Below are 19,792 nucleotides of genomic sequence, written 5' to 3' on the forward strand. Positions count from 1 at the left end.
GAAAAGAAGCAAATACCAATGCAGATTAAATGCAACAGTTTAGTGTCTATTGGTTCGGTCATCATCAATAAGGGTACCCGTGGCACTCAACTCTGGAAGTTAACATGTGACAGGGAACATTCCTGACCCACACCTTGGCAATCCCCTGTTCCGTGAGCTTCTTTTGTGTTGCGGCAACCTGTTGTTTATCATACGGTCCCGACATTACGCGGTAAAGCCTATCACTCCCTTCCTCTTCCGGTTGACCCCCAATTATAAACGCAGGTATGTCAACAAGCCGCCCAAGCAGTGCCTGCGCATTATCGATCCCGTTGAATGATCCTAGCTGGACCACTCGACAACTCGAGCTTGCGACTAGATGTGCTGCTGGGGAAAGCGTTACCTTCGGCTTGGCTGATGATAGAATGCCGGTAACTTGCAACTCAGCGGGTACAGCAGGCTGTCTGTGCGCCGGTGCAACCGGTACCGGCAAAATTGCTTGGCGGCTAACCTTACTGGTCATTCGCCGAATAGTTGTTTCATCAAATTTCATGTTGATACCAAACCACGGGCCTGCACTGGTATATTCGCTACCCCTGAAATCTTCATCCCGAAAACCTTTCCAATTGTAACCGAGTTCCAGCCATACACCGTTAATAGGTGAATAGCCAACCGACATTCCATAAGAAAAACTGTGATTACCGCTATTCCAAGAGTTGAGCACACCACCATGCACACCAAGATCCCATTTTTCATTCAGGTCATGACGAAATTGCAAACCCATCAGGTCTGTATAACCGCTATATTCATCACCATCAACGTTTATTGACACATATTTACCGCCATATTGCAAAGCCAACTGGCTACTTTCGAAGCCAGTATAATTAATATGGTTGTTGGCAATCAACTTGCGTGAGCGGATATTTCCACTCTCCTGTCGAGTATGTTCATAACGGTAATCCAACTGATGAAACAGTTTTATATCCTGCCTGGTCCGGTTGACATAACCCAATGAAAGCGTATTCTCCTCGCTCTGGCTAGCATCTGTACTTGTTTTTCGCCATTGCAGCTCACCGAATACACTACTGCCTTTCTCTAATTGCTTAAGCAAGGTAGTACGGACATTGACCTGATCATCAGTGGCATATCTATACTCCATCAGACCGCTCCATGCCCAACCACCATCGTGCCAACCCAGCCCCAGCGAGGCCGTGGTAAAATCCTCTCCATCATTATCGGTGGTGGAAGCACTACCAAAATCCGTAAGACTGCTGCGAATACTCTGGCCCTGCTCTAAGCTGACATCCGCACTCCACTGCTCGTTGATCTGCCACTTCTGCATGAGTGCGCTGGTTGCAGCGAGGCTGTTCTCGTCGCTGTTCACTGTGTGGTCAATACCAATATCGAACTGGCCGCCCGCCCAAGGGGTGGTACGCAAACCCAAGCGGGTCTTTTCTGCTTTTTCGCCTCCCGATGTCCACTCCTGTTCAACAAAGAAATTAATCCTTTGAGTCAGAGCATAGTCGGCACCTGCCCGGTAGCGTGAGGAGCGTGCCTCACTGTCATCTTTGCCGCTGAAAGGTAATTCCACCCCAACGCTGGTGGTCAATTTATCCGTTATCGCCCAAGCCAGATCCCCAGTAATCAACTCTGACAGGTTCTCGTCTCCTTCAATACTGACATCCTCCGCCCAGCGAACCCCCAGGCGTGCAGTATGCTGTGAGCCACTTTGCACCAATTCCGTGCTGACAGTACGATTTTCCCGCTGGCTGCTCAGTTGTTGCTGTCGATCGGCATTCGCTTGCAAACCGATGCTCTCGGTCAGTTGCCAGACAACCCTACCGCCCTGTTTGAGCGTTCCCACCTCGCTGGCATTCTGTTGCCCAAGGCCGCCATAGCCCGCCTCCGTCTGGCGGACATAAATCTCCGACGTTACAGCACCATCGCTCAACTCTCCTTCCAATTGCCACGCCGAAGCTATACCGTCTTGCGCCGTATCCGTCCTTGCAATCTCCGCCCTGAGCTCCAGCGCATCGTTGACACGAACAGTGGCGTCAATCCCGTAGAGCTTTGCCTCGAAGCCCTTGTTGTTTTCCTCAATATAGGTGCTCCCCAGTTCATACCGGTCATCCGCGGTGGAAACCGCAGCACGGCCACCGACTACAAGCGCCTCTTCCCGGTCATCTTCCGTTTCATAATCGACGATAATATAAACTGGATTAAAATAGTCATCCCGCACATTGACGATCTGGTTGAATACCAGTGAACCATCGTCCGCATCCAGATCGTAGTCCACATGACGAGATAGAGGCGTGGAGCTGATCATTCGGCCTGTCTGGTAACGGTCGCGTACTTCGAGAGTGACGACATCACTGTTTTTCACAATATTCTTACGACTCAGAAAATAACGACCAGAGGTGCCATTGCCGGGAATTTCGTCTCGGACATGGGCCAGAGCTGTCTCGCTGGCAAATAGCTTAAGCGACAGATGATCCGTCTTCAGTTCCATCTTAAAGCCGTTGAACGTACGATTATAGTTTGCTAGGTCAGTCTTACTCAAACCGGTATGGTAATCGCCAAAGAGGGCATAAAACTGCTTTTTCTCAAGTTTCAAAAATAGTTTTCGCGAGCTGCTCGCCTCGAACTGCCGTTCCGTGTTATCGCCATAGAGAGTGTAGTACTTGTCCGGGTCTATGACGCTGCCAAAGCCGTCCGGGGTTTTGCTGCTTTTTTTAGCTGAATCATAGGCCGCTGTCAGCAGATATTCACCCTTAATTCGACCTTTGGCAAAAAAGGCCACCCTGCCGTCATCACGATGCCACGCATCACGCTCATCCGCTGCCATGCTTTCGGTACTGTGGCGGATTTTTTCCTGATTCCAGCCAGTTCGGGCAAGGCCCACCATAATCCAATCACGGCCATCCCCCTCCAGCCAAACATTGATAGTCTCTGAGCGGTTGTGGCTCATCGGCAAAGTGATCTTCACTTCGCCTGAGTCGGTGGTGGGCTTGAGAGGAATATAGGCAATGCCGTCTTCCTTAATCCGGTAAATCGGGCGTGTATCCTGGCCAGTTAATTGCCCGCCATCCCGATTCAAACCCCAAGGCAAGTACGGTGCCCGGACTGTGAAATTGGCAACGACGCCAGGCCTGACGTGAAAGCCACTTTTGTCGGTTAGCCTGACGGCAATCAGCGGAGGTGTCTTGCCATCTGCCACCAAGCGGGATTTTTCCGCTATAAATTCAGCCTTGTATGGCCCGCCGGAAAAGTGAGCTTTACGAGTTATTCGGGCCATTTCAGCACCATCCTCCTCCATGAGGATCGCTGTAATCTCGCTGGTGCCATCAGGTATATCCACTCCCTTCCAGAGGCTGATGGCAAGCTTATTTTTCTTGCTACCAATTTTCCCTTCATACAAAAGCGGAGATATAGTTGCACCATTCATTAACAGCACCAAGCGCTGCCTGCCCAGATGCCTCACGGCGATATCTATAGATTTGATGGCCGGAGTGAAGCGTGCTGGTGGCCAAAGTATTTCAAGAGGTTCAACCCCCTGCTCTTTCTCTAACCAAGTGCTGTCGTATTCTGGTGTACGCTGACTGACCTCTTCGCTTAAAAAATGCTCCGTTTCCGTGTCAATGGAACCTGTCTGCCTTGAGCCTTCCACGATGGTAATATGAAAATCCTCACGCCACAGGCTGCCGGGTTCCAGGCGCACAAAACGGGAACCGCCACCATCGTGATTGCGTGCAGTTTTCTGGCAGTGATTAATCGTAAAACCGTTTGGCAGAGAGATCTCATCAAGCCTTAGCACATGAGTTCCCGGCTCAATATCGTCCATATGCCAACGCCCTTCTTCATCTGTCACTACATAGCTGCCATCCTCCAGATACAGGCGCACATTTGCCACCCCTTCGCGCATGTCCTTTTCCGGCTTGTCCGGCTGGCATGCGCCTACAAACACACGACCGATCAAAAAACTCTTCTCTGCAAATAGCTCTTGTTTCACCTCAATTACTGCCTCGGCCACATTCGAAGACACATTAGGAGTCGTTGACCAGACCTTGTTCACTGCCTTTCCAATAGGGCTTCCGGCGGTTACTTCCAGCACATAACTGATATTCAAAGTTTGTTGAGGATTCATGTCATCCAGCACAATATTCAGCGTACGGCCATCTCCTTCGATGGTCGGATTGCCCACCTTTACCTTATTGACCCGCAGGGAATCTGCCTGGTAACGAAATCCACGGGGTAGTCTATCGACAATCGATACCTGCCTGACAGCTGTGGCATTAGCATTTTTTACCTCTACCTGATATTGAATGAAATCACCGATACTGGCGGTAGAGAACGATGCGGTTTTTTTCAGCCACAGCCCACCCCTAGCGGGATCCAGAGGTATATCCAGTTGCACCGCCGGACCGGCAGACACACGAAAATTTCGGCCCCGGGAGCCCGTACCCAATACCCATGGAGCTCCTGGCAGCATCTGCAGTTCACTGTCACTACGCGTTGATGGAAAACGATAGTTTTTAGGTGCAGAGACAACAATGTAATAGTCGCCGGCAAGAACCGATGGAAAGCGATACTCGCCCGGGTTGGTGACGAAAATCACGCCGGCTGTATCAGTTACCGATTCCCCGGTAACAACAGTGGCAGGCCAACGATCAATACCGTTGGGGCTGTAGATAACCGCCTGCTGTTGAGTACCGGCATCCATCAACGTCACGGTGGCATTATTAATGAGGTCGCCAGTTTCACTATCGAATAGTTTACCGAAGGGGTCTATCAGCATATTTTCGGTTACGGTATCGAGAGGATCATACTTGTCCTCGTAAGCAATCAAGAGCATATCCCGACTACCGACATCAAGCTGGCAATTGCCTCTGACAGATGGCGATTTTTTTGTCTGAATACCGCCCAAAAATACACCGCTGCTGACATCCGTCTCGGTTAATCTCAGCCTTTCTCTGTCTCCCGAACTACTGGTGACCGTGACAATCACCGTTTCTTTGATCAATGGGTCAATGTTCTGATCGAAATCACTGATCTCAATGAACATCACCTCTCCCGAAAGGTAGGCATTGGGTGGTCTCAGTGATACCTTAGCAGGGGTTGCCAGCTGAATAGGCTCAAAAGCCTTCCCTGTCTCGCGACAATAAGTGGTGGGAAGGCTAACAGAAGACTGGCTGGATCCAGAGCTCAAAGCCTGCTGAAGAAAGCGGATAGCTGCTGGCACGCGTTTGGCGGTAGTAAAGCTAACGGATACAGATAAGTCACCACTGACCACGTTATCGGTTGATACCTTTACGGTGTTGGTTATCTGCGTGTCAGGTGGCGTTGCGGCTTCCAGGCTGGATACGGCAAGCAGAGAGAGCATCAGAGCCAGAAGAGCGCCGCAACTCCTCCTTAATCGCCCGTTACAAAGCCCGAATCCCCTCCAAGCATATCTTCGATCTCGTGATGCGTTTTGGGACATCAGAATCCCTAAAACGCACCCGATTTTCGACAACCTATTGTTACCACGGCCACTCTGCGTACGTGCCGCTTCGCCATACCATCGCTTCATTTGGCGCAGACTACGGCACACTTCAGAAAATGGCTGGACACCGTGTTCAGTAGCCTACTTTGTCTCCCTTCCTGCACTGCGCTATCTCCTAATCCCTACTGCTGTTTCTCCCCCTTCTACAACACTGCATGCCTACAAACCGCACAACGGGAACAAGTGCGGCCTCTACAGCTCTACCTCCCTGGCTTAACCAGGCATTCCTCGCTTCGCCCTACATGGCCCCGCACAGCAAGCAGCGGGCATAGAACACACCGCACCGCTGCAGTCTTATGCATGTCTATATAGTCCGGTGTATGTATAAAAGAACTTAGTTAATTCGAACTTGGAACTCAACCGTAACTGACTCACCAGGTGCCAGTTCACCATCCTTATGATCTGAGTCTGAAGGTAGCAACTTTTCATAATCCAGAGAGACAAGACCACCATTGGTGTCACCATTATGATCAGCACCATCAGTATCATCGATGCTGGTAAAAAACGCTGGTGTAGCTACACATGAACGGGCAGATCTATCCAAGCCGGTTGTTGTCGGCACCTCGTCACCACAGCTTACTTTGAAGCCTTGTCCATCCGCACTTGTTGCGCGACTGCCTGCACAGACATTCATTGACGGCACACCAGAACCATCAAGCAAATCGGCATCGAATGTTATAGCCACTGCCTGCAACGTATCTTTAAGTGTTGTAAGTATCGCCGAAGCCGTTGCAGTCGTCGCATTTGTAACCGTTAGACTGTATCGCTTATAAGCACCGGGAATAGACCTCGGGTTGGAGGTACCGTTTATGTCATCACAGAATGTGACGACCGACTTTTTCAGGTCAATTACCGCAGTTGCAATTTTAAATGCCGAAGTGTCTGATGCCTGACCGTTGGAGGGGGCGTCTTTCCCGACTATACTGGCCTCATGTGGGTCGCCAGGCATTACAAAGTCATAGGTTAGATCCTCGTCACTGATAGTATCTGCCACACTCCCCGTTACCAACGTTGGATCTCCAATCGCCCTGTTGTCTGCAAAGACATTGTCCTGAACAGCTTGATTATCAGCCTCTATGTTTATTGCTAAACCACCTGGACTGACATGATTGTTGTTATCGTGGTCAATTATCGTGCCATTACTTTCGGCAACTTGTGCCACCAGTGACAAAGCAGAGATTGAGCCATTGACTCCGCTAGCATCTGCGATCCCTGGATTGTCGATAACCAGTCGGCTAACCGTGTCGATACCCGCAACCACAAAGACATAATAGCTCTCATCAGGTTCTACATCACCCAGTGTCGCCACACCATCGACGGTAGGCAGCTCAGTATCTGCCGCGTCATAGACCTTGTCCTTATTCTTATCCAGGTAATACTTAATGACGTTATTTTTAACATCGAAATTATCCACACCCACAGTAAAACCAGTTGGATTTTTGCTGTGAACCGCCATCAGTTTGATACTTAGATCGCCACTAACTGCATTACTCTGGTTTGTGACGATATAGGCAAGCGCGGCCGTTGCCTGTCCAGGAGTAACCAACACATGATCGTTATTGTCTGTGGTAACCAATAGATCAAGTTTGCGATCCACCATGAAGCTTGTGGTCTTCGCACCCGCGTCCCCTGAGCTGAGATCTGGATTATCATTCCCCGCAGGCGAGCTGACAATATCATCTTGAGGCACACCTCCAATCTTAAAATCCAGGGTTGCAAAGTTGGAGATGATCGTACCCGCATCGGTACCGCTCGCCAATGCTGAGACGGAATATAGCCCTGTAGCCGCGAGCACGAATAGACAACAAAAAAAACACCTGAGACAACTAGTATTGTTCTTCATAACATTCCCTTTACCTGCAATTTTAGAGTAAATTTTGAATTTGTATTAAGTCCGCGCAATAGAATTTTTTGATAAGTTACTTTAATTAGGCCTGACACTCAAAACAACCACCTGTATCGCCCAGCCCACTACAGCAGTTTCGCTCGAAAACTAACCAAACCAGCATCACCTGCTGGCAATACTCCCTTATATTTCCAACGAATATGTGTATATTCATCAGGGCGTGCTTGACGCTTTGCACCATTTGGCTTGACCATGACAAGCTCAGATGGAACCCCATAGCTTTTACCGCCATCAATAGAAAAAAATACCCGCGTATTTTTCCCCGCGGCGCTAAGCGGCAGATACACCATATTGTCGGGGACAGGGTTATCGATAATAATGTCTGTGGCCATCTCAGCACCGACATTGCTAAAAGTAGAGGTATAAATAATGGTTTCACCGGGCAGAACCTTTGCTACAGAGACCTGCTTTACCACTTTCTTACCCTTTTCATTGATCTGCACAATCTCTTTATGCGCCACATTCTTCAGCCTTATCTGTCCCTTATCCGCCAGCGTGGCCATCGCGCTCGGCGCCAGAACGATCAGCAGACACAAACGCTTTATCATCATGTTTTTCATATTAAAACCTACCTACTTTATTGCCACTTTTAATTCCACAACACGCGCAGTCCCACCGGCAACATCGCCCAGCTTGACGACAACAGCCTTACTCGTGGTACTGTCGAAATCGGCACTATCCGCGTCATCCACATCGGTCTGCGCAACACCATCTACCATTACCGAGCCGCGCACAAAAGACGTGCCATTCGGCACCGGGTCAGTTATAACCAAATCTTTAGCCATAGCACCCATCACCTTAATAGTAATGCGGTAGCCAACCTCGGTTTCCGGCATAAAAATACTGCTTCCAAACTTGTCAACGGTGGTAATAATCTCCTTTGCAACATCAACCCGTGAGTCGGCCGTTTCGTACACCCCATTTGCCTCTGCTCGCGCGCCGCCTTTCATTGCTACAATGGCATCAACACCATCGTGCCCCATCCCCGTCAACACACTACCCAAATTGCCACCTGCGGCCCCTGACGTAAGTGACGCAGCCTCCACACCGGCAATACCTTCATCGCCGTAGCCAAGCTTATCTGGAATATCCGCAACCACATAATAGACAAGTGATTTATCCGCACCCAGCAGAGGATCGTTAACACCGCTCGCATACACAACATCCGGGCCAATACCGTCCATTTGCAACCCTGCGATACCGTTATCTTCTAGCCACATAACCAGATCCAACGGATCAAAATCATCAATGCCTGCCGCCTGAGATACCCACGACAAACTGAATGCTTCGTCACCATTACCTGTATTGGTCAGGCTAAAGGTCAAAGCTCTTTCAAGATCCGGCGTTTTAACACTGACCGACGAGCCATCCAGCCAAGTATTCGTGAGCCGAATTATCTCCTCAACCCTGAACACGGCTGAACTGCTAACCTGAACCATTACTCCGGCCACAGAGCCTTTCAGGGTCGCAACATTTTTTACTTCAAGCCCAGCCGGAGAAAGCGCATATCCAGCAATGGAATGGGCCAGCAAACACAAAACACCAATAAGTCTAAGACCCAAAGGAACACCTCACATACACAGCAGTATCAAGTGCGGTGCTGCAGCCAGCAGCCAGCCTAAGCTAGCAGCAACCGTGCCATAATTTATTTAAGATCCGTTCCAGTATAAGATCCATTCCAGTAATGTCAACAATAAAAACCTGACATTATCCAGACTGTACCCATATTTTTTGGAGCAAATATCACTTCAGTCCATCGGAATTAATGGTGGCATCTTCCAAGTGTGTCTTCGATATCGTGATGCGTTTTGGGACATCCCGGTCCCCAAAACGCACTTGATCTTCGGTCGCCTATATATTGCCAATCCCGATAAAATAACTTAATTAACAAATCTCTTAACGATAGACATATGACTCAGCGATGAAAACTATCTCAAGCTGGAAATTGTTGCTACATTTCTAACCTCTACTCAGAAATGCCAATATCAATCTACACACTCCCACATGGATCCGTTCACTAAATTATATTGCTATAGCCACTATTTCTTGTAAGAATCTCTCGCGTAGCGGTCCCCGCCAGGGGGTAAAAAGGGAACAAGGTGTAGCGAGAATTCGTAATTCCTTGGCTGTTCCCGCAACTGTAAACGAGTAGTTCCTCTCTTCAGTGCCACTGACCCAAACGGGCCGGGAAGGCAGAGAGGGATGATTATCCGTAAGTCAGGAGACCTGCCGTCACAGCGTCGCATTTCTATCGTACGGGGTATTCGATAGAGCGGTAATCCGTTAGCTGACGCATTCAGGCGGGCCAGTAGACAACTGGCGCTTGTTTGTGGTCTATCTGGGATACCGGCTACCAAAGCCAGTATCGCACCCTCAAACAGGCACAGATGTCACCACTGGTCTCGCGCATAGCAATGTGCGGCCATGAGGAGGCCTGCTGTTTCATATTCCAGCACCTCTTTAGCTCAACTATCACTGCACCCGGATCTATCGGGATCAGTCGGCAGTGCCGTGCATTATTTTTTACATGCACGCACTTCACAGGGCTGAATGGGGATAGTTCACAATGAAAACCATGAAAGAAAAAAAGCCGTATTTCACCATACGGCAAAGCCTGCTCGTCAGCGCAATGATCACATCGATTCCCGCAGCATCTGGATACTCCAGTGAACAACAGCACCTCAATGCAGATGCAATCAATATCACCGCCACGCGAACGGTGAAAACAGCGGATGAAACACTGGCATCGGTTACCGTTATTACAAAAGAAGATATCAATCGGTTGCAGGTACGCAATGTACAGGAGTTGCTGCGAGGTGTGACAGGCATCGGAATTACCAACAATGGAGGCGCAGGAAAAGCCACATCGCTGTTCATGCGCGGCACAGAATCAGACCATATTCTGGTTATAATAGATGGCATAAAAATTGGCTCTGCAACATCGGGGGCTATCCCGCTTCAGCATATCCCACTCGATCTGATCGAGCGTATCGAGATAGTCCGCGGTCCCCGGTCAGGCCTATACGGATCCGAGGCGATCGGCGGTGTCATTCAAATTTTCACCGGCGGAAACAAGGGCGTCTACGGTTCTACATTCTCCATCTCCGCGGGGAGTCATAACACCGGAAAAATCAGTGCCGCTATCGCGGGGGGAGATGATCAGGGCTGGTATAACATTCATCTGGGCGGTGAAAACAGCAATGGATTCAATTCATGCTCAGGATCGCTCACTGCGGGTTGCTACACTATTGAACCAGACGATGATGGTTACAAAAACATCAGCGGCAGCATGAACTTCGGATACCGATTGAACAACGGCATTGAAATCGGCGGCATTTTTTTACAGGCGGACAACAACACAGAGTTCGACGGTTCATTTCAGAATAAGTCCGAGGACCGGACCCGGCTGTTTGGCGGACACATCAAGGCATCACCCACAGAAGCGTTAGCCGTTACGTTTAACGCGGGGCGAAGCATTGATCAATCCAACAACTTTCTGAACGGCACCTTTGCCAGCAAGTTCAACACCACCAGAGATACTTTCTCACTGCAGAATGATCTGGCGATAAATGAAGATCAGCTGATCACACTCGGTTTCGACTATCAGCAGGAAGAGATCGAAAGCACCACCCTCTATCCGGTCAGTTCCAGAGAGAATAAAGGGGTCTTCAGTCAATACCTCGGCAGTTTCCACAAGCACGACCTTCAGCTCAATCTGCGCCGGGATGACAATGAGCAGTTTGGCGGAAAAACCACCGGCAGCATCGCATGGGGCTACGGCTTTGACAGTGGTATCAGGGTCACCACATCTTACGGCACCGCTTTCAAGGCACCAACATTCAACGAACTCTATTTTCCCTTCTATGGTAACCCCAACATTCTGCCGGAAAGTTCCAACAGTTTTGATATTGGACTCTCCGGCGACAGTGGCCGGTTCTATTGGTCAGCAAATCTGTTCCGTACCGAGATAGATGATCTTATCGCCTATGATGCCGCCCTGTTTACCGCCAACAACATTAATAAAGCGCTGATCCATGGCCTTGAGTTCAGCCTGACAACAAGCATTGTAGAGTGGCAATTAAAGAGTGATATCACCCTGCTGGACCCACGAAATAAAACGTCAGGCGCAAACAATAACAACACCCTTCCCCGCCGCCCCAAGAGAAGCCTTCGCATCGATATCGACCGCGACTTTTACCAATACAGTCTTGGTGCGACTCTGCTTGCAGAGAGTGGCCGCTACGACGATCTCGCCAATAGCCGAAGAATCGACGGTTATGGCATTATTGATCTACGGGGTGAATATGAGATTACCAGGAGCTGGCGTCTTCAGGCCCGGTTGGGAAATCTGCTCGACAAGGATTATGAGACAGCCTCCTTCTATCCCCAGGATGGCAGAAACTATATGTTGACGCTGATTTATCAACCCTAAAGTTATATCGACCAAGGATAGTTCAACAGCAGATCAAAAGATGAGACGTGTTATACCCTTTATTTTGTTTTGCTTGATTGCTGCGCCAATCTCAGGATTGGCGCAGCCTTCCCGCGTCGTCTCCATTAACCTCTGCACAGATCAACTGCTGCTGATGCTGGCTGATCCCGAACAGATTGCGTCGATCAGCGATTTGGCACTGGAGCCCGATAGCTCTTACATGGCCAAAGAGGCCGCAGGCTACCCGGTTAACCACACCCGGGCCGAGGAGTTACTGATCCTGAATCCGGATCTGATCCTCGCCAGCAACTACACTAACCCGATTCTGATCCGCCTGCTCCGCAAACTCGGTTACCGGGTAGAAATTTTTTCAGCCGCCAGCAGCATCGAACATATCCGCCAGAGAATCCGGCGCATGGCAGCGCTGCTGGGAAACCCGGATTCGGGAGAGAAGTTAATAATGGTAATGGACCGCCGACTCAATCTTGCAATAAAAAAACAACCGGCCAGACAACCCAAAGCGATCTTCTATCAGCCCAACGGTTACACCAGTGGTAGCGATACGCTGCAGGATACCGCCCTGACCCTGGCAGGCTGGAGAAACCTGGCACGGGAACTGGGGGTTCGCGGTTATGGAGCCATTGATCTCGAAACCCTTCTGCTGGCGGAGCCGGATCAGTTGTTCAGTTCGGCATACACCATCGACACCCACTCATTGGCTCAGCGGCGGCTGACTCACCCGGCGCTGAATCTCGTTACCCAGGGACGGGATATTATCAATATCGGCTATAAATATTGGATCTGCGGAGGGCCGATGATTGCCGAAGCGGTAGAGCGTTTACAAGAGAGCCTGCCGGAATGAGCAGTCACGCCCCACTCATCAGTCAGCGCCTTCTGATCATACTGCTCGGAGTGTCAGTTTCACTCCTCTTTATCATTTCGCTTTTTATCGGCTCCAATCCGATTTCAGTCATCCAGGCTGCACAGGAGACGTTAGACGGAACCCCCTCCGTTTTGGCATTAATCTTCACCGAGATACGCCTGCCACGGGCTCTCATTGCCCTCTTCACCGGCGCCACCCTTGGTATCTGTGGCGCTGCCATGCAGGGGTTGCTGCGGAATCCACTGGCCAGCCCAGGCTTGATCGGCAGCGCCAGCGGCGCTGCCCTGGGGGCAGTCACCATGCTCTACTTCGGGCTGGAGGCAACGCTTCCTCTGGCCCTGCCCATTGGCGGTATGGTAGGTGCACTTTCCGCCACCCTGCTGGTCTATCTCCTGGCCGGTAGAGATGCAGGAACACTCACCCTGATACTGGCGGGAGTGGCAATCAATGCCCTTGCAATGGCACTGATCTCACTGCAGCTCAACCTGGCTCCAAGCCCCTATGCAGTACGGGAAATGGTGCTCTGGATGCTCGGTTCCATCGCCAACAGAAGCATGACGGATTTCCAGATACTCCTCCCCGGCGTATTACTCGGCTGGGCACTGCTGATCGGTACCGGACGCTCTCTGGACGCCCTTACCCTCGGCGAGGAGACAGCCAGCACCATGGGAATACAGCTCTCCCGTCTGCGCTGGCGAATCTTTATCGCGGTGGCACTGGCTGTGGGTTCAGCGGTTTCCATTACCGGCGCCATCGGTTTTATCGGTCTGGTTATCCCTCACCTGATGCGCCCTCTGGTGGGGTACCAACCGGCCCGGCTATTACCCGTCAGCGCTTTTGGCGGTGCCATACTGTTACTGGCGGCAGATATCTGTGTACGACTGTTTCCTGCCGGTACAGAAATCAAAGTGGGGGTGCTCACTTCACTGGTAGGCGCACCCTTCTTCCTCTATCTGATATTGAAAAGCCGGCGCTTCGAGTTATGAAATTACTTCAGGGAAAAAGCGTTTGTATCGCGCTTGGTGGCCGCCCGGTACTCAATCAGATCGACTTTGAGATCCGAGCGGGAGAGATGCTGGGCCTGATTGGACCCAATGGGGCGGGAAAAACAACCCTGCTGCGGTTACTGGCGGGTCTACTGTCACCCGATACAGGCCGGTTGATGCTGGATGGCATTGCCTACAGCAAGCTGTCCCCGGAAGCCCGCGCCAGAAAGATCGCCTACCTTGCACAGCATGGTACTGCTCACTGGCCGATGAGTGTGGAGCACATCGTTGCGCTGGGCCGACTGCCACATCTCTCCAGCTGGCAGGGGCCTGACAGAAGAGATGATAAAATTATCCAGCAGGTGATGAAGCAAACCGACATAGCCCATCTTCAACAGCGCTCCTTCAGCGCCCTCTCAGGCGGCGAGCAAGCACGTGTGCTCCTGGCCCGGGCACTGGCTGCAGAACCTGAGATTCTCCTGGTCGACGAACCTGTAGCGGCGTTGGACCCGGCCCATCAACTGGAAGTGATGTCACTCTTGAGAAGCTACTGCGATCAGGGCGGTGCCGTGGTTGTGATACTCCATGACTTACGGCTCGCCTCCCACTTCTGTCACCGTTTGCAGCTGTTGTTCAACCAGACAACACTTGCCACCGGACCGGTTGAAGAGGTGCTTGCACCGGCATACATTGAAGCGGCATTTGGCATTACGATCATCCCCGGGTCAGAACAAGCTGCAGATGCATTTTCCCCGACCTGGAAGAGACTACCCTCTGAAGAACGCTAAGCGACCTTGTCTTGGACAACCGGGATGCTACGCATCCCGGTTAAAGATTCAGGCCAATACAAAAGCCAGTGCAATAGGAATAATGATGACACTGGCCAGATTGGCCAGCATCACAATAGAGGCAACCTTCCGTGGCTCCTGATTGTATTTCTCCGCCACCATGTAGTTGAGCACTGCCGGCGGCAAGGTGCTAAAAACCATCAACAGACCATACTGGGAAGCGGGCAGAGCAATAAAGGGCGTTACCATCAACACCATCAGGACACCCGTCGAGTTATAACTGAAAGTGGTGTTTGAAAGGAATTGAAAAAGAGCCGGGTATCTGGTTGATTTGTTGTTGCGAGACATCAAAACAACCATTGGAGATACGCCACCACGAGTAAGAATAATGTTGTTAAGCTGGCAGGTCGAGATACGATTATCGATCCGCTGACAAAGTTGCTGAGAAGTGGTGCAGAGCAGTTGATCTACTAGGCGGTGGAGGCCGAGCTGCTGGAGCTGTTGGCGGAGCACGTCGAGCGACGGACAGAAGATGGCAAGGTGGGTGTGGTGCGTAATGGTCACCTGCCAGCTCGTAAACTGCAGACAGGATTAGGGCCGGTCACGGTCAAGATCCCCAAAGTTCGCGCGAAGACCGGCGAGCCGGTGACGTTCCGATCAGCTCTGGTGCCGCCGTATGTACGCAAGACGAAGTCACTGGAAACGGCACTGCCGTGGCTCTACCTGAAGAGGATTTCCAGTGGAGAGATGGGTGAAGCCCTGAAAGTGCTGGTGGTTCCGGGTGCAACAGGCTTGTCGGCGGGCAGGGTATCGCGTCTGAAGCAGGTCTGGGCAGAAGAATACGGAGCTGGTGCGAGGAGCGCCTGGATAAGGGCCATTGGGTGTATGTGTGGGCAGACGGTGTCTACAGCGGACAGAGAGCAGAGCAGACGAAGCTGTGTGCCCTGGTGGTGATCGGCGTGAATGAGCGTGGTGAGAAGCATTTTCTGGCAATTAAGGATGGTGTACGGGAGTCCACACAGAGCTGGCGGGAGGTGCTGTTAAAACTGAAGTGACGCGGACTAAACCCGCCAAAATTGGCAATCGGAGACGGTGCTATGGGCTTCTGGGCTGCACTGTAGGAAGTGTATCCAGAGACGCGTCAGCAGCGCTGCTGGATGCACAAGACCATGAACGTGTGAACTGCCTGCCAAGGTCAGCTCAGCCGAAAGCGAAACAGGCACTGCATAACATCTGGCAGTCGGAGACCCAGGCCGATGCGGAAAAGGCCTTTGATCTGTTTATCAAAACGTATGAGCCAAAGTATCCGAAGGCTGCCATCTGTCTGCACAAAGACCGAGAGGAACTGATGGCTTTCTATCAATTTCCTGCGCAGCACTGGCAGAGCATTCGGACCAGCAATCCGATTGAATCCACCTTCGGGACAATCCGCCATCGAACCAGGCGTTCCAAGGGCTGCCTATCGCGTGATGGCATGCTACACATGATGTTCAAACTCGGCCGGTGTGCCGAGAAGAAGTGGAGACGATTACGGGGTTTCGATTACCTGGCGAAGGTGATAACCGGAATCAAATTTAACGAGGGTGTTGAGGTAGCAAGAGTCGATCAGGTCGCCGCTTGATTCAACTGGCTAAACACCAGATTTGACTATAACTCACACCCGTCAGCGGACATACCAGCACACCAGTCAGACCAATGCCAATCCTTAAGGTCCACGCTGGTCAGTCGCACACCAAGGGAGAACAACAACAGTGGTGTTGCGATCTGCCCCATCATTTCAATAGGGATGGCCACCACTTCCGATATGCTAATCGAGGTCATGCTCACAACCAGACCGGCCACAGTTGCAGCAAGAATGGGAACCCGCAGCAGCCCAATAATTGAGGCTTTGGAATCCATCATCTTCATGCCGACACTGAAGTGAAGACCATTCGTCAGTATCATCAACACCACGGCAGCCGACATCGCCTGCTCACCAAAAGCAAACAACGCCAGAGGAAGACCCATATTGCCGGAGTTGGAGAACATCATCAATGGAAATACTTATTTTGTATTACTGACACGGTGTTCCAACTGCTCTCACAGAATAACCCTTTAAGTTTATTATTATAGCTACCTCTACTTTCTATCCATTGCGTTATAAAATGATCATTCATTCATCCTGAGATTGGCTTATTACCGAGGAAAGGAATTACCCCGGAAAAGAGGAGTATCGCGGTTTTGGCGGCACCTTTGCAATCAGTACCCACACATCTCCAATGCCATGGTGGAAGATAAAGCAAAAGCTATCAGTGAAACTGGCGCAGAACTCCTGGTAAACGGAGACTGCGGTTGTCTGATGAATATAACCGGCCATATGGAACAGCAGAGTAACGGCCAGAAAGGCCAGCACATCGCCAGTTTCATCTGGAAGCGCACCCATGCAGATGGTGATTTCCATCTTAGTGTCGATGATGTGCTGAGTAACCACAAAGTCCGAGGGAACTTCCGCTCGGCAATGGGTGGGCTTATCGACAAACGCAAAAGAGCCTTTCCCAGCCCGAATGAACTCACCCGGCTACGCCTTCTGGGAGAGCAGATCCGCGCTAGCGCAGCTGAAGCAGAACTGCCTGCGCAAAGACAACAAGGTCAGCACAAAGAGCCAGGGAAGCCAGCGTTCAGCCAAAGAGGCATTCGTCTGGAGGCTCTGGATCTGGGCCCATGCTCAGTCAATGATTTACCGCGCAGGCACCCTAATCGCCACACGACTGCGTGGCCTGATGCCAAAACGGCTCGGCCCCGGGACAGAGGCACGCACAGCTCCAAAAATCGCAGCCAGGAGCCTGCATGAACTTGCCAAAAAAAAAGTATTCGGCCATGAGTAGTGCCAGGAACAAAATACTTGAGCAGTTACGTAACGGAAGCCCCGACTTTCCTGCCCAACAATCATCCATCGATGAAACCGTACCTGACTAGCCTGTGGATAAACAAATAGAGCGGTTCCGTAACAGAATGGAGGCCGTCCGGGCCGAGGTCCATCTGGTTACAAAAGAGAATTTGACAGAAAAACGGATCTCCCTTTGCCAGGAGAAAAACCTGCAAAATCTGCTCTATTCGCCAACCGGCCCTTTGGAAAAGCCGATGGCAACCGCATGGCAGCAACATGCTGAGGCACCACGCTTGGTTACCCATGAAACGGATGTAGATGAGCAGAAAGAGGAGATCTTTTTTGGCATTGATGCCACGATCACCTCAACCCGGAGTGGCATCGCCGATACAGGCACGCTGATAATCTGGCCAACCGCTGACGAACCGCGCAGCCTCTCCCTGGTCCCACCGGTTCACTTTGCACTGTTGGAAGTGGGAAACCTGCACAACACCTTTGCCGAAGTGCTGGAAAAAAGGACTGGAGCAGTCAGATGCCAACCAATGCCCTGCTTATCTCCGGTCCATCAAAATCTGCCGATATCGAACAGACACTGGCCTATGGCGTTCATGGACCGGTAGAGCTGGTAATACTGCTGGCCAGGTAAAAACAGAGTGAACCACGCTGATCTCAACAAAAGAATAGAGAACAGAAGCCTAGGTCTGTTACGCCAGGCGGAACGACACTATAACCGGACTATGCCGGAGATAGAGATCCGCTTTGATCTGAGAGGCCGGGGAGCCGGAATGGTCTGCTTCCCGGTTATCGGTAAACCCAGCATCCGCTATAACAAACTGCTGCTAAAAGAAAATTTCGAGATATTTCTAGCCGAGACGGTACCTCATGAAATTGCACACCTAGTTGCCCGAACACTTTTCGGCAAGAAGATTCGTCCTCATGGGGCAGAGTGGAAAAGTGTCATGGACTATTTTGGTATTGAGGCAAAGCGCTGCCACGACTTCGATGTCAGCCGGTCAAGTCGCCGCTCACTGGAACGTTTTAACTACCTCTGCAGTTGCCGTGAACATCAGTTGACCAGCATCAGGCATAACCGCGCGCAGGCAGGAACGGTTTACTCCTGCCGTAGATGCGGAGAGGTATTGAAGTGCATTTGATTTCACAAGATACCTGCTACGAACAACGCTCTTTCCCTGCTTTAAAATACCTTCTCGCAAACACCGCACTGATGCTTATATAAAAGTATGGACTGATTGAGAATTTACCTTTTAAAATCTGGATTGGAATCCAACCAGTGACTGAATGGTTTTCGACGCCGCCAGAACCGCCTCAAATCACCAGCGGTTAGCCGGTAGCAGTCACCATTACAGGGATATAGCCGTATTTCATCAATCTGTTTTTTTCTTAACCTCTCCACTAACGGTGTCAGCCAGGCTTCAAATACAGCAACGCCGTCACTCCAGTCAAAAGGATCTGCCCGCCAGATGGTTCGTTGTAATTTTGAATAAACAATGAGTCCTGGACCTTCGGCCCCCGCCATCTCGGGCAAGTCGGAAGTAAAATCCGAGACCGAGGTATCCGACATGGCAGCCAATCCTCTGGTCATGGCATCATCCGTCTGCACAAAATTAAAAGGTGACGATTGAATTCTGCATGACCGCCCTCCTCCTGAAAACCAGAGACTATTGATCGGCGCCTTACCTCGGCTCTCCCGCTCGAAATTGATATTGGAAGAGTGAAACAGCATCTGTGTCTCATTCATAATTCTATGCCAACGCATGGCGTCACTGCCCTGTGGCAAAAATAGGTCTATATTTCGTCCAAAAACATGAGCCAATCCATGGGTGGTTAAATCAGGATCATCATCCAGGGTGAGATACCAACGATGGGGAGTCATCGCCTCAAGCTGCAAGCCTTCTGCTACAAAATAGTCATTAAAAAGAGTGGCCAGAGCATCGGCTTCCTGCTGTGAAAAATCGAGGTCTTCGCTATCGAACAGCAGCAGCCGATCAATATCCGGGCGTAGAAAAACGGGATTGGCCTGTAACCAGAACCGGTCATCCGCTGTGGCGCCATCCGCTATACGGCGGAAGGCACCACCAGGGAGATCTGTTCCGGCAGCCGATTCAACACCAAACAGGGAAAAGAGCGTGGAATCCAGGTCACCACATGTCAGCCGTTCCCGTGTGCACCGGGTCAGCAAAAGTTCCAGCAGGAGGAATTGAAGAAGCTCGTCAAGTGCCGGCATAGGACCGAGTAAACCGGGCACCAGCAAGTGGATTGATCTATTTTTATTGGCCATATTTACAAACATATTTAACAGCAGCGTTACTTCTCACTAATACCCGCACAGATATTAATAAGCGTGTATGGATTATACCATTTCAGGGAGTCTGTTTGGCAGGAGGCTTAT

14 protein-coding genes, 2 pseudogenes and 1 riboswitch are annotated in these 19,792 nt (G+C 50.8%); of the genes and pseudogenes, 8 read left to right on the top strand and 8 right to left on the bottom strand.

Annotated features, from left to right (window positions below; translation table 11 throughout):
• Positions 1 to 64 precede the first annotated feature (64 nt).
• The 4 genes from MN084_RS08925 to MN084_RS08940 all read right to left on the bottom strand — a co-directional run bounded on the left by MN084_RS08925 (position 65) and on the right by MN084_RS08940 (position 8,959).
• On the bottom strand, positions 65 to 5,041 hold the full coding sequence (locus tag MN084_RS08925; protein WP_241087198.1) for an SPOR domain-containing protein: 4,977 nt from the start codon (positions 5,039 to 5,041) through the stop codon (positions 65 to 67).
• Between the two features lie 814 nt (positions 5,042 to 5,855).
• Positions 5,856 to 7,364: a hypothetical protein gene (locus MN084_RS08930; protein WP_330178489.1), complete on the bottom strand. Its 1,509-nt coding sequence runs from the start codon at positions 7,362 to 7,364 to the stop codon at positions 5,856 to 5,858.
• A gap of 128 nt (positions 7,365 to 7,492) precedes the next feature.
• Complete coding sequence (locus MN084_RS08935; protein WP_330178490.1) at positions 7,493 to 7,978, bottom strand: hypothetical protein; 486 nt, start codon at positions 7,976 to 7,978, stop codon at positions 7,493 to 7,495.
• 21 nt (positions 7,979 to 7,999) lie between these two features.
• On the bottom strand, positions 8,000 to 8,959 hold the full coding sequence (locus MN084_RS08940) for a hypothetical protein (RefSeq protein WP_241087195.1): 960 nt from the start codon (positions 8,957 to 8,959) through the stop codon (positions 8,000 to 8,002).
• 519 nt (positions 8,960 to 9,478) lie between these two features.
• Positions 9,479 to 9,675, top strand: a riboswitch (cobalamin riboswitch).
• A 327-nt stretch (positions 9,676 to 10,002) separates the two neighbouring features.
• Between MN084_RS08940 and btuB the strand changes: the two genes are divergently transcribed.
• From btuB to MN084_RS08960, 4 genes are read left to right on the top strand one after another with little or no spacing between them, the layout of a single operon-like run.
• Positions 10,003 to 11,859, top strand: coding sequence for a TonB-dependent vitamin B12 receptor (gene btuB, locus MN084_RS08945; protein WP_241087194.1), 1,857 nt, complete (start codon positions 10,003 to 10,005; stop codon positions 11,857 to 11,859).
• Between the two features lie 40 nt (positions 11,860 to 11,899).
• Complete coding sequence (locus tag MN084_RS08950; protein ID WP_241087193.1) at positions 11,900 to 12,721, top strand: ABC transporter substrate-binding protein; 822 nt, start codon at positions 11,900 to 11,902, stop codon at positions 12,719 to 12,721.
• Positions 12,718 to 13,728, top strand: coding sequence for a FecCD family ABC transporter permease (locus MN084_RS08955; RefSeq protein ID WP_277400501.1), 1,011 nt, complete (start codon positions 12,718 to 12,720; stop codon positions 13,726 to 13,728). The genes MN084_RS08950 and MN084_RS08955 overlap by 4 nt, the downstream gene beginning before the upstream one ends.
• Positions 13,725 to 14,516 (top strand): ABC transporter ATP-binding protein, encoded by a 792-nt coding sequence (locus MN084_RS08960; RefSeq protein WP_241087192.1) that lies wholly within the window; start codon positions 13,725 to 13,727, stop codon positions 14,514 to 14,516. The genes MN084_RS08955 and MN084_RS08960 overlap by 4 nt, the downstream gene beginning before the upstream one ends.
• Before the next feature lie 48 nt (positions 14,517 to 14,564).
• On the opposite strand, the gene MN084_RS08965 is transcribed toward MN084_RS08960, so the two are convergent.
• Positions 14,565 to 14,864 carry a hypothetical protein gene (locus tag MN084_RS08965; RefSeq protein WP_330178491.1) on the bottom strand — a complete coding sequence of 100 codons (300 nt, stop codon included), beginning with the start codon at positions 14,862 to 14,864 and terminating at the stop codon, positions 14,565 to 14,567.
• Positions 14,865 to 14,915: 51 nt separating this feature from the next.
• Here MN084_RS08965 and MN084_RS08970 point away from each other — a divergent pair.
• Positions 14,916 to 16,137 (top strand): annotated as a pseudogene (locus MN084_RS08970) (IS256 family transposase).
• 26 nt (positions 16,138 to 16,163) lie between these two features.
• Here the strand turns inward: MN084_RS08970 and MN084_RS08975 are convergent.
• Positions 16,164 to 16,547 (bottom strand): AEC family transporter, encoded by a 384-nt coding sequence (locus tag MN084_RS08975; protein WP_241087190.1) that lies wholly within the window; start codon positions 16,545 to 16,547, stop codon positions 16,164 to 16,166.
• Between the two features lie 160 nt (positions 16,548 to 16,707).
• Positions 16,708 to 16,986 carry a hypothetical protein gene (locus MN084_RS08980; RefSeq protein WP_241087189.1) on the bottom strand — a complete coding sequence of 93 codons (279 nt, stop codon included), beginning with the start codon at positions 16,984 to 16,986 and terminating at the stop codon, positions 16,708 to 16,710.
• A 73-nt stretch (positions 16,987 to 17,059) separates the two neighbouring features.
• On the opposite strand from MN084_RS08980, the gene MN084_RS08985 reads away from it, so the two are divergent.
• The 3 genes and pseudogenes from MN084_RS08985 (at position 17,060) to MN084_RS08995 (ending at position 18,536) form a co-directional block, all read left to right on the top strand.
• On the top strand, positions 17,060 to 17,380 hold the full coding sequence (locus MN084_RS08985; protein WP_241087188.1) for a lactate utilisation protein LutB domain-containing protein: 321 nt from the start codon (positions 17,060 to 17,062) through the stop codon (positions 17,378 to 17,380).
• Positions 17,381 to 17,507: 127 nt separating this feature from the next.
• Positions 17,508 to 18,028: pseudogene (locus MN084_RS08990) on the top strand (LutC/YkgG family protein).
• Between the two features lie 7 nt (positions 18,029 to 18,035).
• A complete protein-coding gene (locus tag MN084_RS08995; protein ID WP_241087187.1) occupies positions 18,036 to 18,536 on the top strand; it encodes a SprT family zinc-dependent metalloprotease in 501 nt (166 codons plus the stop codon).
• A gap of 104 nt (positions 18,537 to 18,640) precedes the next feature.
• On the opposite strand, the gene MN084_RS09000 is transcribed toward MN084_RS08995, so the two are convergent.
• Complete coding sequence (locus tag MN084_RS09000; protein WP_330178492.1) at positions 18,641 to 19,693, bottom strand: hypothetical protein; 1,053 nt, start codon at positions 19,691 to 19,693, stop codon at positions 18,641 to 18,643.
• Between the last annotated feature and the right edge of the window lie 99 nt (positions 19,694 to 19,792).

The organism is Candidatus Vondammii sp. HM_W22 (assembly GCF_022530855.2).
Lineage (GTDB): Bacteria > Pseudomonadota > Gammaproteobacteria > Chromatiales > Chromatiaceae > Vondammii.

Coding starts and splice junctions, on each gene's coding strand:
- MN084_RS08925 (WP_241087198.1), bottom strand. CDS start 5,041: ATGTTCATTGAGATCAGTGATTTCGATCAGAACATTGACCCATTGATC.
- MN084_RS08930 (WP_330178489.1), bottom strand. CDS start 7,364: ATGAAGAACAATACTAGTTGTCTCAGGTGTTTTTTTTGTTGTCTATTC.
- MN084_RS08935 (WP_330178490.1), bottom strand. CDS start 7,978: ATGATGATAAAGCGTTTGTGTCTGCTGATCGTTCTGGCGCCGAGCGCG.
- btuB (WP_241087194.1), top strand. CDS start 10,003: ATGAAAGAAAAAAAGCCGTATTTCACCATACGGCAAAGCCTGCTCGTC.
- MN084_RS08950 (WP_241087193.1), top strand. CDS start 11,900: ATGAGACGTGTTATACCCTTTATTTTGTTTTGCTTGATTGCTGCGCCA.
- MN084_RS08955 (WP_277400501.1), top strand. CDS start 12,718: ATGAGCAGTCACGCCCCACTCATCAGTCAGCGCCTTCTGATCATACTG.
- MN084_RS08960 (WP_241087192.1), top strand. CDS start 13,725: ATGAAATTACTTCAGGGAAAAAGCGTTTGTATCGCGCTTGGTGGCCGC.
- MN084_RS08965 (WP_330178491.1), bottom strand. CDS start 14,864: ATGTCTCGCAACAACAAATCAACCAGATACCCGGCTCTTTTTCAATTC.
- MN084_RS08975 (WP_241087190.1), bottom strand. CDS start 16,547: ATGATGTTCTCCAACTCCGGCAATATGGGTCTTCCTCTGGCGTTGTTT.
- MN084_RS08985 (WP_241087188.1), top strand. CDS start 17,060: ATGAACTCACCCGGCTACGCCTTCTGGGAGAGCAGATCCGCGCTAGCG.
- MN084_RS09000 (WP_330178492.1), bottom strand. CDS start 19,693: ATGTTTGTAAATATGGCCAATAAAAATAGATCAATCCACTTGCTGGTG.